The sequence below is a fragment of the Treponema sp. Marseille-Q3903 genome, assembly GCF_014334335.1.
Classification (GTDB): domain Bacteria; phylum Spirochaetota; class Spirochaetia; order Treponematales; family Treponemataceae; genus Treponema_D.
The window spans coordinates 1,329,016-1,345,997 of sequence record NZ_JACSEU010000001.1; the positions used below are offsets into that span (position 1 = coordinate 1,329,016).

The window sequence follows — 16,982 nt, forward strand, 5'->3', positions numbered from 1 at the left end:
TTTGTGACTGCAATGAAAAACAAATTTGATATTAAAAACAATAATTATGCAAAAAAACATATTCATTTTCTGCCTGTATTGATAAAAGTTTCAGTTGTTGCAGTCGTAGTGACAGGAATTGTTTTACTTGGAATACATTTTATAAAAAAATATGAAGCAAGTCGGATCTCAATCAAAGATGTAAAACATGCATGGTCAGAATACGATTATAAAAAAGTTTACGAACATAGTAAAATTCTTTTGCAAGACAATGCGTACAACAATACAGTTTTGACATATTACGGTTATGCTTGTTTTTTCCTTTCTCAGGCGCAAACCGATACACAGCAGGCTCAAGCTTATCTTGACGAGTGTATCAACAGTTTGAGAATTGCCCTTTACAATTCGAAAAAAACTTTACAGCCACAGCTTCAGTACATGCTTGGGCGTGCGTATTTTTATAAAAACACAATCACTACTCATTATTATGCAGATTTAGCTGTAAAATACCTTTTACTTGCAAAGGAAAACGGATACAAAGCAGATGACATCGCTGAATATCTCGGTTTAAGTTATGCATCTCTTGGAATGACAATGGAGAGCATATCCGCATTCACAGAGGCATTGCTCGTAAGAGAATCAGATGCACTTTTACTATCAATCGCAGAACAGTATAATAATGCAAAAGAATTCAGTGCTGCAGAACAGTATTTGTTCCGAATCATAAATAACAGCGAAAACGAAGAAATTATAATAAAAGCTGAAAATCTTCTTGGAAATATATATATAGAAAAAGAAGATTATGATGGAGCAATGCGAGAATTTGAAGATGTTTTGAAAAAAAATCAAAATTCTGCTGACGCACATTATGGAATTGGTGTAATATATGAAAAACAAGGTAATATTGTGAAAGCCAGAGCAGAGTGGCGTAAAGCGCTAAAAAGCCAGGCAAATCATCAAGGTGCCTTACAAAAAATAACAGATAATTAAAAATTGAGAGGAATATAATGGGATTTTTCGATAGATTTTCTACTGATATTGGTATTGATTTAGGAACATGCAACACTCTTATTTATGTTAGAGATAAAGGAATCATCATCGATGAGCCTTCTGTAATTGCAGTAGAAAAAGGTACAAAGCGCATTGTCGCTGTCGGGGCAGATGCAAAACGCATGCTTGATAAAACACCCGGAAACATCATGGCAATACGTCCTCTTGCGGACGGTGTGATAGCCGATATAGACAGCACTGAAAAAATGATAAAGTATTTCATTTCGAAGATAATTCCACGCCATCAGTTTTTTAAATCTGTAAGGATGAAAATAGGAATTCCTTCATGTATCACTGATGTTGAAAAACGTGCAGTGATTGAAGCTGCCCTTAAAGCCGGTGCAAAAGAAGTTGAAGTAATTGAAGAAAGCCGTGCAGCTGCAATCGGTGCTGATATTCCTATTTTTGAACCTGCAGGTCACATGATATGCGATATAGGCGGCGGTACAGCAGAAATATCTGTAATTTCACTAGGTGGCATGGTTGTAACTCACTCAATTCGTGTTGGCGGAGACAAATTTGACGAAGCGATTGTAAAACACGTGCGCAGTGTACATAATCTTATAATCGGACAGCCTGCGGCAGAACGACTTAAGATTCAAATTGGAAATGCGGCTCCTGAAAAAACTATTGAAAAAATGGAACTCAAAGGAACCGACGCAATTACAGGTCTTCCACGACGCCTTGAAATAGACAGCGTAGAAGTTCGTGAAGCGCTAAAAGATCCAATCACAAAAATTGTTGAAGAAATAAAATCTGTTTTAAGCGAAACTCCTCCTGAACTTGCATCGGATATCATCGAAAGAGGCATTGTAATGACTGGTGGCGGTTCAATGCTGCGTGAACTTCCAAGACTGATTTCCAAAGAGACTGGTGTTCCTGTTATTCTTGTTGAAAAACCACTCGAATGCGTTGCACTCGGTTCAGGAAAAGCATTCAGCCTGTTCAAAGATATGTACTCAGAGCGTACAGTTTATGACAGCCTCAATGACTAATTTCAGTTATGTCTAGAAAACAACGTTTTTCGTTTCGTATAAAATTTTCAGAATTTCTTTTTATCTTGTATGTAACTATCGCAGGTGTGATGCTTGCATTTAGTTCTGGGAGTTTTGTCCTAAACTTTAAAAAAATAGGATTTTCAATTTTCACAACTTTAGACAAGGGCGTCCACGCAGTTGTAAGCGGAACAAAAAATACAGTTCTTGCTGTAGATAAACTGAGAAAGTTGAAGAAAGATTACAATGAACTTGTTATAAAACTTGAAAAATACGAGCAGATGCAGAGGACAAATGCCGATATCCGAAAAGAAAATCAGCGGCTTCGTGAGCAGTTAGATTTTGTAATCTCCATGGACGAAAAAAATATCCCTGCTCAGATTATATCCAGAGAGCTTGACAATGCTTTTTCGTATTTGACTATTGATAAAGGAAGTATCAATGGAATTAAAAAGAATATGCCTGTAATTGCGATGCAAAACGGTAACCGAGGTCTTGTCGGGAAAGTGATTCAAGTCGGTACGTTCACAAGCCAGATTATGCCTGTATACAATATTAATAACATTGTCTCTGCACGTGTTCAAAATACGCGCGATTTAGGACTTGTAAACGGGCTTGGAAGTCAGGAACAGCCGCTTCAGATGCAATATATTCGAAAAAGTGTTGCAAGCCAACTAAAATACGGCGATATAATCGTGACTTCTGGTGAAAATGACAATTATATGCGAGATATCACTATCGGAAGTATTTCTAAAATCGTAGCACTAGATTATAACTCTACGTTGAATATAGAGGTAAAGCCGATCATAGATTTTTCGCGACTTGAAACTGTCATAGTCGTAAATCAAAAGGAATTGAATGATAGAAAACAGGAGCACCCCGACGGTAGTGCAAACTCAGATTCTGAAAGAGGTTCAAAAAAATGACAAAATCTCTAGTTATAAGTTCAATCATTTTATTGTGTGCCGCGATTATAGAATCATCAATATTGTCTAATATTTCATTTTTTCTTGTAGTCCCTGATTTGGTTTTGATATGCTCAATTTATTTTGCTCTCGTAAATGGAAAAGTTGCCGGTGAAACGACAGGTTTTATATCGGGGCTGATATTAGATTTTATCACAGGGATTCCTTTTGGATTTAACTGTCTGTACAGGACGATTATCGGTTATCTATACGGATTATTGCATGAAAAAATTATCATTTCTTCTTTAGTTATTCCAATTTTTTGTGTTGGGGTAGGAACTCTGATAAAAGCTGTTTTAATTCATCTTATCGCTTTGCTTTTTCCGAATGTCAACATTTATGTCACAGGATTTATTTCGTACGAATTTTTATTTGAATTTGTTGAAAACATCGTCATCGCTCCGTTTATTTTCCGATTTTTAAAATTTTTTAACAAAGCTATATCGATCAGAAATTCTGAGGATAATATAGAAAATGTATAAAATTACAGAAGACAAGATAAGCAAAGTCTCTAAAGTTATGATATTGACGATTATGATTGCTTTCGGATTTGCAGTGTATCTGTACAGGCTTTTTTCTATGCAGATAGTGCAAGGCGAACATTATCGCTCTCAATCGCAGAGAATCTCGAGCCAGATAAGTATTATTTCTGCACAGCGCGGAGAAATATTTGATCGTAAAGCAAATCTTCCAATCGTGACAAATGAAAATTCTTTTGCTGTCGAAGTCACTCCCGGCGAGATTCCTTCTGGGCGATATGATACAGTAATTTTAAAACTTGCAAATTATCTTGGTATAAGCAAAGCCGAAATAGATAAAAAAATTCCAAAAAATATACGCCGTTCATATACAGCAATTCAAATTAAATCAAACGTGCCGTTTACAGTTATTTCAAATATTGCAGAAAATAAAACAGATTTACCCGGCGTTTCGTGGATTTCAAAACCTATCAGGCGATATCTTCATACAGGTTCTCTTTCTCACATTGTAGGTTATGTCGGTGATATAAATAAAACTGAAATCACCGTACTTTATAATCAAGGTTATACCCAAAATAGTATCATAGGTAAAACAGGTATTGAAAAGCAGTATGATTCTCTTTTGCAGGGAAAGCCCGGTCGTGAACTTTCAACAGTAGATGTTCACGGTAGAATTATATCTAATACTCCTACAATTGAACCGCCGACGATGGGAAACAGTCTTGTTCTTACAATCGATTCAGACATTCAAAAACTTGTAGAAGATGCTTTGGGAGCGCGTGTCGGCGCTTCTATCGTATTAAAACCTTCAACAGGCGAAGTCCTTGCAATGGTTTCATATCCTTATTTTGATTCAAATATCTTTAGCTCTGACGATTCTGCTGTTGAATATGCAAAACTTACCCGTGATCCATTGAATCCGCTTTTAAACCGTGCGGTTCAAGTCTCTTATCCTCCTGCATCTACTTTTAAGATAATCATGACTGCTGCAATGCTTCAGGAAAAAGCTTTCCCGTCTTCGAAAGCGATTGAATGCAAAGGAAAAATGGTTTACGGAGGGCGAGTTTTCCATTGTCACGTAAAAGATCCGGGTCATGGCTGGCTCGATATGAAAAACGGTCTTGCACAATCTTGCGACGTTTATTTTTGGACAATTGGTCGTGACTATCTTGGCATTGAAAAAATCGCTTCGTATGCACGGGAATTCGGCTTTGGAAAGAGTACACAAATCGATCTTCCGAGTCAGGCTAACGGGCTTGTTCCGACTGCTGAATGGAAAGAGAAAAAATTCCACGAAAAATGGCTTGGAGGCGACACAATGTCATGCTCAATTGGGCAAGGCTACATGGAAGCGACTCCTTTGCAGCTTGCAAATATGGTAGCGATGGTTTCCAACGAAGGGACAATCTATAAGCCGCATATTCTAAAAGAAGTTCGAGACTCTGTGACAAATGAAGTTATTCAAGAAATTAAACCTACCGTTCTGACTCAGTCAACAATCGATAACGATGTCTGGAAAGAAGTTCAAGATGCTATGAGATATACGGTGACTGATGGAACGATAGAGTGGGTTTTTCATAGACAAAAAATTCAAGTTGCTGCAAAGACGGGAACTGCCGAAGTCGATCAATATAAAAACTCTTCAGATAACAAACATTGGCATTCATGGCTTGTAGCGTACGCACCATACGATGCCCCTCCTGAAGATAGAATTTGTGTTGCCACGATTGTAGAAGCTATCAACAATTGGGAATGGTGGGCTCCATATTGTACTAACATTATCATCCAAGGGTACTTCAACAATCAAAATTATGATGAAGCGGTAAACGCTCTGAGATATCAGTCAGTGATTGAAGAGTTGCGCAAAAACTCAGGTGCAAGGCGAGAATAGGAGAGTTTTAATGAAAAATAAATTTTTTGCCATGTTCGACTATCTCTTGATTTTAATTATACTCGTACTTGTTTCTATGAGTGTAATGTTTATCTATTCTTCAAGCATCAACTCGAAAGGCGTTTCTGTCACAAACGAATATATAAAACAGATAATATGGGCTTCAATCGGGTTTATAATCATGATTGGAATCACTGTTTATGATTACAGAAAATTTGAATCGATTTCTCTTTATCTGTATGCCTTTTTGATTTTGCTGTTGATATATACGCGTATTTTTGGACGTTTTGTAAACGGCGCAAAAAGCTGGATCGGAATAGGGGAGTTTGGGATTCAGCCATCGGAATTCGGGAAAGTTTTCTTTATCGTTTTTTTAGCCCGTGTTTTTGTACAGACGCAAAATTTTACTCCTTTTAAGAGATTTGCATATGCTACCGCCGCTTTAATAGTTCCAATGGGATTGATTTTGATTCAGCCTGATTTAGGGACAGCGAGCGTTTATATTCCAATTTATCTTGTTATGTGTTTTATCGCAGGAGTGCCGCTTACATATATAATGTATGTGTTTTCACTTGGTATGCTGACTATTTTATTTGCAATTCTGCCTGTTTGGAACAATGAGATTGCAGTTTCGCCACATATTTTTATCTCTATTTTTACGAATATGAAACTTCGCATAGTTTTGACCGGTGCGATTTTGATTATCACCTTAGTCGGATACATAATCAGAAGGTATTTGCACGGTCAAAAATATATTTTCTGGATTTCATACGCATTTTCTATTATAGCTTTTGCTCTTATTTTTTCACTTGTGCTCGGAAAGGTGCTAAAAGATTATCAGATAAAGCGCCTGATAATTTTTATGGATCCAAACAAAGATCCACTCGGAGCTGGATGGAATATAATTCAGTCAAAAGTTGCAATTGGAGCGGGTGGTCTTTTAGGTCAGGGGTATTTGATGGGAACGCAGAGCCATTACCGTTTTCTTCCTCAACAAAGCACTGACTTTATATTCAGTATTCTTTCAGAAGAATTCGGATTCCTTGGTGGGTGTGTAGTTTTTATATTGTATTTTTTAATTCTGCTGAAGATATTGTATATAATTCGTAAATGTTCAAACAAATACGGCATGTATATATGCGCAGGTATTTTTGGAATGTTTTCGTTTCATTTCTTTATAAATGTCGGAATGGTTATGGGAATAATGCCTATAACCGGTATTCCTCTATTGTTTTTGTCTTACGGCGGTTCTTCTTTGTTGACTGCAATGTCATGCATAGGTCTTTTGATGAATATAAACTACCGTAAGGCTGATTTGAAGTAATTGCGGCACAATTAAAATTATCAATTACAGCCGCATTCACTTTTTTTACCCATCATTTTTTTCAAATCAGAGTAATGTCCTTTTTCATCTGTGTGTGCTGAACTATGGGGCTGCGTTTGTGCAATTCCACGCATTTCTTCAAGATTTTTGTATCCATGCGACTTCATAAAGCTACGCAATCCGTTTACAATGTCGATTGCAACATTTGGATTGGTAAACTTTGCCTGTCCTATTTCAATAGCACTTGCGCCTGCCATAATAAACTCGACTGCATCTTGCCACGTGCATATTCCGCCGATTCCGACAACAGGGACACGTTGCTCTTGTGGAAGCTTGTTTATTTCTTGAACAACATCGTAAACCATGCGAAGGGCTACTGGTTTTAGTCCCGGTCCTGAGTAGCCTGCATGGACGTTGTTGAAAAATGGTTTACCTGTATCGATGTTGATTGCAACGCCGTGAATCATATTAATAAGACTTATAGCATTTGCACCGGCTTTTATACACGCAATTGCAATAGGTCTATTGTCGGGAGCGTTTGGAGATAATTTTACCATAAGAGGCTTTTTTGTAGCTGCTCGCACTGCTGATACGCAGTAAAATGCAGTTTCTGCGGACATTCCCCAAGCAAGCCCAGCAGCTTTTACGTTCGGACAACTTATATTCAATTCGATCATTGCGACATCTGTTTTGTCTAAAAGTTTTGCACCTTCTACATAAGATTCAACATCACTTCCTGCAAGGTTTGCGATCACTTTTGGACCAAGTGTCATCATCTGTGGCAAAAGGTTTTCAATAAAATATGGAACTCCAGGATTGTTCAGCCCGATAGAATTCATATTTCCGCCGGCAACTTCGAGACATCTCTCTCCATGATTGCCTTCACGCGGTTCTAATGTAATTCCTTTTGAACAGATTCCGCCCCATGCGTTTACATCGCTTACTCCGCGATAATTTTGTCCAAATGAAAAAGTACCTCCGCTAGCGATTACAGGATTTTTAAAATCGACTCCTGCAATTTTTACGCTTAAATCAGGTTCAGTTTCAGGGGCCAAAGGTTTTCTGCGTTGCTGAGGAGGGTCAAACTTTATGATTTTGCCATCAAACACAGGACCGTCTTTACAGCAGCGTTTAAGACCTTCTGTAGTTTCAATAGTACAGCCAAGACATGCCCCAAGTCCGCATAGCATTCTGTGTTCCATGCTTATCCAGCTTTTAATCCCAAGTTCGTCCGAAAGTTTTTTTATGTATGCAAGCGCAGGTGTCGGACCGCATGCATATATCACTTTGTATCCGGCTTTTTGTACGGCTTCTTTTGTTAGAGCGACAGGTAAAATGCCTTTTATTCCGACACTTCCGTCATCAGTCGTGATTACAAGATTTTTTGCATGAACATTTTCAAGACCGTATGAACCGCTTTTAAAACTGGCATAAAAATCATAAGAATTGTCGGGGAGGGTAGATGCAAAGTTCGCAACTGGGGCAACTCCGATTCCTGCTCCTACAATCAGAATTTTATCGACACCTTTCTCCGGTTCCGGCCACTGTGTTCCAAGCGGACCGATAACAGTCATCATATCTTTTTTTGAAAGATTGCAAAGTTCATCGGTTCCACGTCCTTTTTTTAAAATCAAAAATTGAACTTCAACATCTTTTGAGCCATCAGAATTGAAGAGTGTTTTTGAATGATAAACGCTTATAGGTCTGTTATAATTTACACAAGAGTGTTTTGCGCGGATCAGATAAAATTGTCCCGGTTTGGGTTCAGATTGAGAATTTCGCTCAAGGTGAATTGAAGTCTGTAAAAGATATACATTAGGCTGTCCCTCTACAATTTCACATTTTTCAACAACTGTATCTCCAAAAAACTGAAGCCCCTTTCCTGCTGCGTCAATTTCTGCTGCATCCATCCTAAAACCTCCAAAGTGCGATGTAAAATATGTCACACAATCTTTTTTTTATATTTATATTGTCTCATAATAGAATATAATCAATTAATATACAAGAAAGTTGTTGCACAGGTAACAAGTAGAAAAATAATTTGAAGTATGATAGATATATAATAAAGGAGGTGTGATAAAAAGTGTCGTCTGAAATATCGCCGATACTTTTTATTTCGAGTTTGCCTGGATGTTTGCAGAAGACGTGTATACGTGTCGTTTCGATAAAAATCAAATGAATACGATACGCTTTATTTTGCAAACTCGACTATTGAACGTGTGCGCTCTTGCGCACGGCTAAAAACTTTTTCGGAAATTGCTATTTCCTGCAAAAGTTTTTATAGGAGGAAAGAATATGCCAAGCATAAACGAAAACAGAAGATTTTTAAAAACTTATTTCAGCGATTTAGATGGAATCACAACCGATTCAAAAAAAGGTTTGCCAAAACCGTCTGCTGAAAAAAATTGGTCAGAAAATTATGTGCTGATCGATTTACCTGAACCCGATCCGAAAATCATCAAAAATGACAGCCTTTATAATTCGTTCAAAAATAGGAGAAGCGTAAGAAAATATGCAGAACAAGCATTATCGCTTTCAGAACTTTCCTACCTTTTGTGGGCAAGTAATGGTGTAAACCAGAGGGGAGAGGGTGGAATTGTAAAGCGAACAACTCCTTCCGGCGGCGCTTCTTACAGCATAGAATCATATATCATTGTTCAAAATGTAGATGGACTCGAAAGAGGCGTTTACAATTATCTTCCGATCGAGAACAAACTTGTTTTTATCAAAAAAATTGAAAACATTTCAGACATAATAGATAGTTTTATGCTTGATTCAAAACAACCGTTCCTTCCGTATTTTGCAAGAAAAGCTGCCGCAATTTTTGTCTGGACAACAATCCCATACAGAAGCGAATATAGATTTGACATCATGGCTCACAAGAAGATTTTAATTGATGTCGGTCATATATGCCAAAACCTGTATATTGCATGCGAAGGAATTGATGCAGGCTGCTGTGCAATCGGTGTTTATGAGCAGGACGTAGTTGACAAACTGCTTCAAGTTGACGGCAAAGACGAATTTACAGTTTATCTCGCAGCTGCCGGTAAAAAATAAAACTCAAAACAAAGCGGGGAACGCTGCAGAGGAAATTTTAAAATGAGTGAAAGCGTCATTCCATATAATCAAATTCCTCTTTTTGAAGGACTCAATGACAGAGAGTTGAACGAACTTTTTCATTGCATGCATACTTTTGTCCGCAAGTATCAGAAAGGACAGGTGATAATAATCGAAGATGAAAATATTATAAATGTCGGCATTGTCCTTTGTGGGACTGTCCACATGCTCAAATATGATTACTGGGGAAATCAAACTATGCTTGCTTATATGAATGAAGGCGAGCTGTTCGGCGAAACGTTTGCTGTCCAAAAACTGAATAATTCTCACGTATCTTTTGTCGCTGCGAGCAACTGTCAGGTGTTGTTTTTCAGGGCTGCAAACATAATTCACACATGTGAAAGAGGATGCCCGTTCCATCATAAACTTGCTGAAAACATGTTCAATTTGCTCGGTAAACAAAGTGTAAAACTCATGGAACGAATTGAAGTTGCATCAAAATCGACATTGAGGGAAAAAATCCTCGCATATCTTTCTATGCAGGCTCAAAGGAAAAACAAAAACAGGTTTGTAATTCCTTTAAACCGCAGCGAACTTGCGGATTTTCTTGACGCAAACCGCAGCTCAATGACTCGAGAGCTCTCTGCAATGAAAGACGAAGGGCTCATCGATTTTGAAAAAAATGAGTTTATTTTGAAGTCTTGACTGTGAAATCTTCAAGCATTTCAAGATACTTTTTTTGAACTCCGAGTTTTTCTTGTTCTTCTTCAAACTCTCTGCATTCCAAATCGATTTTATCTTTAAGTTCCTGACTTAGCATGCGTTCCGCATAAGTGTATACAACAGAGTTTTCCTTTTCTGTATGCAAAAGCAAAAGGTTTGCATATCCCATTGTTTCTGTAAGAATCGAAAGTTTTTGTTCGGTTTTCGGCTCTTCCTGATACATTTTAAGTGAAGTTTCCAATGCACGGATATGCGCTCTTCCTAAATCATGCTCAACAAGCATTCCGTGAGTGATAAGATTTTCTGCAATTTTGCCAAGATGCAAAGTCATCTGAGGAAAAAGAATTTTTTCTTCTTTCCCATGATGGTGATGGTCTGCATAGTTTCTTGTAAAATCTATGAAATTGTAAAATTCCTTAATTGTTGCGGGTAAGATATTATTGTTTGCATCACAAACTTTGTCATCATTGTCTAAAATCTGACAACATCGCTTGTGAATACAACTTATCATCTTTTGGATGTCGGAATGTTCTTTTACCATCAAATCAATTGAGTACATCAGTAACTCTCCTAAAATACTTTTTTGTTTGAAATAATCGAGTAGTGTAAATAGTCATGGCTTTCCAATGATAATCCTGAGTCTTCAAGCATGCCAAGCATCACTTGTTTTCTAAGATTGTAATAAAGTTCAGGAGAACCTCCGGCATTGTTCCAATATGAGCCGTGAATATCTTGAGTTTGTTCCCAACTGATGCGAAAATCATCTTGATCTGTAATCACGTTCACTCTGTCACAAGGCATTCCGTTTAAAAAAGAATCATCAAAAATCCTGTAAGCGTCTCGCACAGAAACTTGTCCGACATTGTGGAGTTTTCCAAACTTAAATGCAGCCTTTTCAAACTCTGGAAAGTTATCATTCTTATCTGTAAGTTTTACGATAAGTTTTGCGTAACGGTTTTCAGCATCGTGAATACAATCTTGAAGCCAGCTGTGAATATTCATCGCATCGATCAATTCATCGAGCGGGCGAAGTTGTTTCTTTACAAGAGAACTGATTTCTGCGTCGTCGGCAACAATGTTGTTATCTACTGCGAAAGTATAAAGGTAAAAGGTGAGCTCTTCTTGAAATTTGACTTTGTTGTACAGCCAGAAGTGAATCGGCCCAAGAAAAGAACTCATGCAACTCCTCCGTCGATTTTTTTATTTACAGCATCGACAACCATTTGAGGATCAAGACCGTGAACATAAGCTGCATCAGCGAGGCTTTCCATCTGTGCAGAAGGGCACCCAAGACAGTGCATTCCAATTCCCATCAAAGTGTCAATTACTTCTGGATGTTCGTTTACAATCTGTCCTACAAGCATGTCTCCAGATACGTGTTTTTCCAAATCTGCCATAAAATAACTCCTTATTCTATAAAAACTAACATGATAATATCAGATGTGAAAATAAATGTTTGTTGCATACGCAACATAAAAATTATATTGATAAAAAATACGCTTTATCTATATAATAAAAAATATTATATATCGTGGAGGCACGCATTTATGTTCCGAGAAATGAGAAGAATTAAACAACAAATTCCATTTGAAGAGTGCATTGCGATTTTAAAAAGTGAGCCTAGAGGTGTTCTTTCAATGCTTGGCGATGATGGCTATCCGTATGGAATTCCGCTTACTCATTGGTATTGTGAAGAAGATGATAGAATCTATTTTCACTGTGCAAAAGTTGGTCATAAAATTGATGCAATCACAAAATGCAATAAAGTTAGTTTTTGTGTTTACGATAAAGGATTTCGCAAAGAAGGTGAATGGTCTTTGAATATAAACAGTGTAGTTGTGTTTGGGATAATAAAACCTGTAACAAATATGATTTTAGCTCGTAAAATCTGTGAAAAGCTTTGTCGTAAATTTTATGATAATGATGAATACATTGAAAAAGAAATGGAAAAATCATTTTCAAGAGTTTTGTGTTTGGAATTAATACCGGAACATATTACAGGAAAACTTGTAAATGAATCATAAAATCAATGTGAAAATAGTGGTGGTTGACAGAACGTGCATTATAAAATGTTGAGTTTTACTATTTATTAGCTTTTTGGTCAGAACCCCGTTAACGTTGCTATTTTTAATCGGTGAACCCCAAATAAGGTTACGGTCAAAAAAGTACTGAACCCAATTACAGGTGACGCTTTTTGCAAGGTGTTTTTATGTTACCAAGTCCTGCAACAAAAGCGGCAGCAATTTCTGATTATCTGGCTGGTAAAGGCGGATATTTCAAGATTGCAAATGAGTATGGTATCAGTCCATTTACATTAAAAAAATGGGTTGAATCACCGGAAAAAGCCTTAAATCAATCGTCTCAAAAAGGTATAATCGAATTAGAAAGTTCTAAAAGCGATTATACAGGACTTATTGAGAGAAATGAATTGGAAAGCGAAGAACCTGAGTTTAAAACGAAAGATGCTGAAATTCGATATCTCAGAGATAAAGTTGCTTATCTGGAAACGTTGTCTGAACTGATGGGATATAACCCTAATCAGGTTGCTAAAAAAAAAGATTCGAATGCATTTTCCATCTTCTCAGCTCAGGACGATGTTCCAACGTCACCCGTCTCTGCTCAATCGCCGGAGTCTCAAAGAAGTGCTACTACGAATACCTCAGCGGACGAGAAAAAGTAAATCCGGATGCAGAATTGATACAGCTTATTGGATCAATTCAAATACAGCTCGATTATACTCTTGGCTATAGAGCAATGACCAGAAAGCTTATTTCTATGGGATATACGATAAATCATAAGAAAGTAGCTCGAATAATGCGTGAAAACAGCCTTAATTCAGTTGTTAGACGCAAAAAATATAGTCCAGAAGTATATGCAAGACGTAAAGCATTAAAAGAGACTGTACCAGCAAATGTGCTGAACAGAAACTTTTACAGTCCGATTCCAAGAACAATTTTTGTAACGGATATTACATATCTTTATACGAGTGATGGCGTTTATTATCTAAACATCATTGAAGACCTGTATAATCGTGAAGTTGTTGCATGGAAAATTGGAGCAAGTCCGGACTCATATCTAGGAATGATTTTTCAGCATTTCAACCTTATGCCAAGCCGCAACGTTTTTGATAATGTCGCTTTTCCTCTCAAGTATTCATGTTTGTCAAAAAAACTGATATCCGAAAAAGTTCATCAACTTTTGGAACTTGTAGAAATTGATGAAAAAGCAAAAAACTATCCGGATCAGCTCAGCGGCGGTCAAAAGCAGCGCGTTGCAATTGCGCGAGTTCTTGCCAATGACCCTGATATTCTTTTATGCGATGAAGCAACTTCCGCATTGGACACTACAACGACTCGTTCAATCCTTAAACTGTTAAAAAATTTGAACAAAGAGTTGAATCTTACAATTGTGATTATCACTCATCAGATGGAAGTTATAAAAGATATCTGTCAACACGTTGCTGTTATGGAAAACGGTGTTATTGTTGAACAAAACTCGGTTTTTAATATTTTTGCAAATCCTCATAGCGAAGTTATAAAACGCTTTATCCGGGCAACTTCAAATCTCACAAAAATCGATCAGATGATTGCAGAAGATTCTCCGGTTATTCATCTTCAACATGGCGAAATGATTGTCCGTTTTAGTTACGTCAAAAAAGATGTTTTGGAGCCGCTTATCAGTGCTACAAGCAGACTTTACGACATAACTATGAACATAATTTTTTTAGCAGCATGCGAAAAAATTACTTAGTGACATCTGATACTGTTTGTGATATTATTTTTCGTATACAAAAATAGATGGAGGATTTCATTATGACTAAATGGGGTGCTTTTGCAATTGGTGCTGTGGCAGGAATCGCTGCCGTTCAGCTTTTTAAAACTCCGGGTTTTAAAAAAGCATGTGCAGCAGTTGTAGGTAGAGGTATGCAGTTGAAAGAAGATGCTGCATCATTTGCTGAATCTGTAAAAGAAGATGCGCAAGATATCGCAGCAGAAGCAAAATACAACAAAGAAAATGCATAGTTTGAAAACAGCGGTTATCTATTAATAGTTAATAGTCCAATAACCGCTGTTTTTTTTAGGAATATTTTTTTATGAAAGTAGAAATCCATCACTATTTGCCAGGTCGAATCAGACTTCATTACAATAAAAATAAATACACATCTAAACAAGCAATTTTAGCGACAACGTTGATCGCAGTTCAGGAAGGAATTATAGATATAGATGTAAACACTCACATCGGTTCTTTTTTGGTGTGCTTTGAAGAAAGCGTTATTTCAAAACAGGAACTGATAAACCTTTTTAAAGCATTGACTGGAAAATATCTGAATGATAAAAAACTTCTGGCAGAAGTTCAAGATATTCCTGAAAGTGAAAGTATTTTCGGCGTGATTGTGCAGACACTCGCCATTCACTATTTTAAAAAATGGTTTTTACCCATCCCTCTCCGTCACTGTATTTTATTTGTAAAAATCATGCCACGAGTATTAAAAGCAATTTATTCAAGTCTTACAGAAAACTTTTTCAATACGGATTTACTCGATGCGACTGCGCTCATAGTCGCATCTGTTATAGGAGATAGGCAGACGGCGTCAAACATCAACATGCTTTTAGGCATGGGTGAAGAGATCGAAGAAATAACAAAAAAACGCTCATACGATAATCTGGCACACCAACTTTTAAACATGGATGACAAGATTCAGAAAATTGAAGGCGATGAGGAAAAAACAGTTTCAATCTCGTCTGTCAAAGTTGGGAATCTTGTCGCATTCCGAGCTGGAACTCAGATTCTTGTAGACGGAATTGTTGAACGTGGTGAAGGAATGGTCAATCAGGCTAGTATAACAGGTGAATCTATGCCTGTTGAAAAAAAACAAGGAGCACCTGTCTTTGCTGGAACTATTGTAGAAGAAGGAGAGATTTTTGTTACAGTAAAATCTATCGGCAACGATACAAAAGTGAACAACATCATTCAGATGATAGATAGTTCTCAAAATCTTAAGGCAGCTGCTCAAAAGCGTTCCGAAGAGTTTGCGCAAAAGATTGTTCCGTTCAATTTTTTGTTGACAGCTTTGACATGGTTTGTCACAAGAAATATTAGGAAAACTGTCTCTACGCTTATGGTAGACTATTCGTGCGCTATGAAATTATCCGCTCCGATTTCTGTTCTCTCCGCAATGCAGGAAGCTGCAAAAATGGGAATCAGCGTAAAAGGCGGAAAATATCTTGAAGCTGTTGCAAGTGCAGATACAGTTATATTTGATAAAACTGGAACTCTCACTTATGCAAACCCGACAGTAAATATGATATATACTTTTGAAAAAGAGTCAAAAGATAAAGTGCTTACTCTGGCTGCTTGTCTTGAAGAACACTACCCTCATCCGCTTGGTCGCGCAGTAGTTGAAGCTGCAAAAAAGAAAAATCTGATTCATCCTGAACATCATACAAAAGTTGAATATATTGTCGCTCATGGAATTGTATCTAAACTGAACGATAAAAAAACATGCATCGGCAGCGCCCATTTTATTTTTGAAGATGAAAAAATCCCTCTCACTGAGCAAGTAAAAGAAATTCAGAGAAAAGAAATGGATATAGGAAATTCACTTTTATATCTTTCTTATGATGGAAAACTGATTGGAATTATTGCGATTGGAGATCCTGTACGCCCAGATGCAAAAGATGCTATATGTAGTTTGAAAAGACTTGGCATAAAGCAGACAATAATGATAACTGGCGATACGGAAGGTGCTGCAAAGAAAATCGCAAAACAGACAGGAATCGATAAATTTCATGCACATGCATTGCCCGAAGATAAAGTAAAGTTCGTTGAAAAAGAAAAAAAAGCCGGACATCAAGTTATCATGATTGGAGATGGAATAAACGACGCTCCAGCCCTTTCCGCTGCCGACATCGGGATTTCAATAGACGGAGCAACTCCAATTGCTGGAGACACTGCAGATATAAATTTGAGCAATGACGGATTACAAAATCTGGTAACTGTGCGGCTGCTTGGGCAAGAACTTCTTAAGCGGATGTATTTTAACGACAGAATAATCATCGGGATAAATTCATTTCTTTTGGCAGGCGGCATTATCGGTTTTATTCCGCCAACTTTAGCTGCAATTTTCCACAACACAGCGACGATTGGCATTTCGCTTTCATCGATGAGACCGCTTTTACCTGAAAACTCGGGAAATTTAGGAGAATTAAGATGATTGTAACAAGTTTTTTCCCGGGAAGAATAAGGCTTAGAGAAAAAGTATTTAAAGATTCTGTGATTGTAGAAGAATGCATCAAGATACTAAAAAGCTGTGATGCAATTAAAAACGTCCAGAATAATTATATAAACGGGAGCGTTTTGCTTGAGTATGAGCCTTCTAAAGTCCCGATGGAAAAACTTGAGCCGCTTGTTCCGTTTTTTAAAGATTTGGAAAAACTTGCTCACAATTACAGCGCTGAAAAACGCACTGCGATAATGGAAAAACTTCAAGAACTAAAAAAAATTATTGAAAAATGGTAG

The 16,982-nt window shown here is 37.3% G+C and carries 18 protein-coding genes; 14 read left to right on the forward strand and 4 right to left on the reverse strand.

Annotation, left to right across the window (positions count from 1 at the left end; all coding sequences use genetic code 11):
* Nucleotides 1–12 precede the first annotated feature (12 nt).
* The 6 genes from H9I37_RS06030 to rodA are packed head-to-tail and all read left to right on the forward strand — an operon-like array spanning nucleotide 13 to nucleotide 6,683.
* On the forward strand, nucleotides 13–969 hold the full coding sequence (locus H9I37_RS06030) for a tetratricopeptide repeat protein (protein ID WP_187381553.1): 957 nt from the start codon (nucleotides 13–15) through the stop codon (nucleotides 967–969).
* 17 nt (nucleotides 970–986) lie between these two features.
* Nucleotides 987–2,024 carry a rod shape-determining protein gene (locus H9I37_RS06035; RefSeq protein ID WP_187381554.1) on the forward strand — a complete coding sequence of 346 codons (1,038 nt, stop codon included), beginning with the start codon at nucleotides 987–989 and terminating at the stop codon, nucleotides 2,022–2,024.
* Nucleotides 2,025–2,032: 8 nt separating this feature from the next.
* Nucleotides 2,033–2,950 carry a rod shape-determining protein MreC gene (gene mreC, locus H9I37_RS06040; RefSeq protein ID WP_187381555.1) on the forward strand — a complete coding sequence of 306 codons (918 nt, stop codon included), beginning with the start codon at nucleotides 2,033–2,035 and terminating at the stop codon, nucleotides 2,948–2,950.
* The gene (gene mreD / locus H9I37_RS06045; protein WP_187381556.1) at nucleotides 2,947–3,471 is read left to right on the forward strand and encodes a rod shape-determining protein MreD; all 525 of its coding nucleotides are present in this window, start codon (nucleotides 2,947–2,949) and stop codon (nucleotides 3,469–3,471) included. The genes mreC and mreD overlap by 4 nt, the downstream gene beginning before the upstream one ends.
* Complete coding sequence (mrdA, locus tag H9I37_RS06050; protein ID WP_187381557.1) at nucleotides 3,464–5,359, forward strand: penicillin-binding protein 2; 1,896 nt, start codon at nucleotides 3,464–3,466, stop codon at nucleotides 5,357–5,359. Before mreD ends, mrdA begins: the two co-directional genes overlap by 8 nt.
* Nucleotides 5,360–5,369: 10 nt before the next feature.
* Nucleotides 5,370–6,683, forward strand: a complete 1,314-nt coding sequence (rodA, locus tag H9I37_RS06055) for a rod shape-determining protein RodA (protein WP_187381558.1) — start codon at nucleotides 5,370–5,372, stop codon at nucleotides 6,681–6,683.
* 20 nt (nucleotides 6,684–6,703) lie between these two features.
* On the opposite strand, the gene H9I37_RS06060 is transcribed toward rodA, so the two are convergent.
* Nucleotides 6,704–8,593 carry a dihydroorotate dehydrogenase gene (locus H9I37_RS06060; RefSeq protein ID WP_187381559.1) on the reverse strand — a complete coding sequence of 630 codons (1,890 nt, stop codon included), beginning with the start codon at nucleotides 8,591–8,593 and terminating at the stop codon, nucleotides 6,704–6,706.
* A gap of 385 nt (nucleotides 8,594–8,978) precedes the next feature.
* On the opposite strand from H9I37_RS06060, the gene H9I37_RS06065 reads away from it, so the two are divergent.
* Entirely contained in the window at nucleotides 8,979–9,740 is a 762-nt protein-coding gene (locus H9I37_RS06065) for a SagB/ThcOx family dehydrogenase (RefSeq protein WP_187381560.1), read from the forward strand.
* Between the two features lie 42 nt (nucleotides 9,741–9,782).
* Nucleotides 9,783–10,445: a Crp/Fnr family transcriptional regulator gene (locus H9I37_RS06070; RefSeq protein ID WP_187381561.1), complete on the forward strand. Its 663-nt coding sequence runs from the start codon at nucleotides 9,783–9,785 to the stop codon at nucleotides 10,443–10,445.
* Here H9I37_RS06070 and H9I37_RS06075 read toward each other — a convergent pair.
* Genes H9I37_RS06075 through H9I37_RS06085 form a run of 3 tightly spaced genes read right to left on the reverse strand, consistent with a single transcriptional unit; the run spans nucleotide 10,429 to nucleotide 11,860 of the window.
* Nucleotides 10,429–11,022 carry a hemerythrin domain-containing protein gene (locus H9I37_RS06075; RefSeq protein WP_187381562.1) on the reverse strand — a complete coding sequence of 198 codons (594 nt, stop codon included), beginning with the start codon at nucleotides 11,020–11,022 and terminating at the stop codon, nucleotides 10,429–10,431. The two genes, H9I37_RS06070 and H9I37_RS06075, sit on opposite strands and share 17 nt — an antisense overlap.
* Nucleotides 11,023–11,033: 11 nt before the next feature.
* Nucleotides 11,034–11,642: a hypothetical protein gene (locus tag H9I37_RS06080; RefSeq protein ID WP_187381563.1), complete on the reverse strand. Its 609-nt coding sequence runs from the start codon at nucleotides 11,640–11,642 to the stop codon at nucleotides 11,034–11,036.
* Nucleotides 11,639–11,860: a DUF1858 domain-containing protein gene (locus H9I37_RS06085; RefSeq protein ID WP_187381564.1), complete on the reverse strand. Its 222-nt coding sequence runs from the start codon at nucleotides 11,858–11,860 to the stop codon at nucleotides 11,639–11,641. Before H9I37_RS06085 ends, H9I37_RS06080 begins: the two co-directional genes overlap by 4 nt.
* A 162-nt stretch (nucleotides 11,861–12,022) precedes the next feature.
* Here H9I37_RS06085 and H9I37_RS06090 point away from each other — a divergent pair, with 162 nt between their 5' ends.
* The 6 genes from H9I37_RS06090 (at nucleotide 12,023) to H9I37_RS06115 (ending at nucleotide 16,982) form a co-directional block, all read left to right on the forward strand.
* Nucleotides 12,023–12,487, forward strand: a complete 465-nt coding sequence (locus H9I37_RS06090) for a pyridoxamine 5'-phosphate oxidase family protein (protein ID WP_255422506.1) — start codon at nucleotides 12,023–12,025, stop codon at nucleotides 12,485–12,487.
* Between the two features lie 170 nt (nucleotides 12,488–12,657).
* The gene (locus tag H9I37_RS06095) at nucleotides 12,658–13,143 is read left to right on the forward strand and encodes a hypothetical protein (RefSeq protein WP_187381054.1); all 486 of its coding nucleotides are present in this window, start codon (nucleotides 12,658–12,660) and stop codon (nucleotides 13,141–13,143) included.
* Between the two features lie 14 nt (nucleotides 13,144–13,157).
* A complete protein-coding gene (locus H9I37_RS06100; protein ID WP_255422507.1) occupies nucleotides 13,158–14,213 on the forward strand; it encodes an ATP-binding cassette domain-containing protein in 1,056 nt (351 codons plus the stop codon).
* 62 nt (nucleotides 14,214–14,275) lie between these two features.
* The gene (locus tag H9I37_RS06105; protein WP_187381566.1) at nucleotides 14,276–14,485 is read left to right on the forward strand and encodes a hypothetical protein; all 210 of its coding nucleotides are present in this window, start codon (nucleotides 14,276–14,278) and stop codon (nucleotides 14,483–14,485) included.
* Nucleotides 14,486–14,556: 71 nt separating this feature from the next.
* Nucleotides 14,557–16,677, forward strand: coding sequence for a heavy metal translocating P-type ATPase (locus tag H9I37_RS06110; protein WP_187381567.1), 2,121 nt, complete (start codon nucleotides 14,557–14,559; stop codon nucleotides 16,675–16,677).
* Entirely contained in the window at nucleotides 16,674–16,982 is a 309-nt protein-coding gene (locus tag H9I37_RS06115; protein ID WP_187381568.1) for an HMA2 domain-containing protein, read from the forward strand. The genes H9I37_RS06110 and H9I37_RS06115 overlap by 4 nt, the downstream gene beginning before the upstream one ends.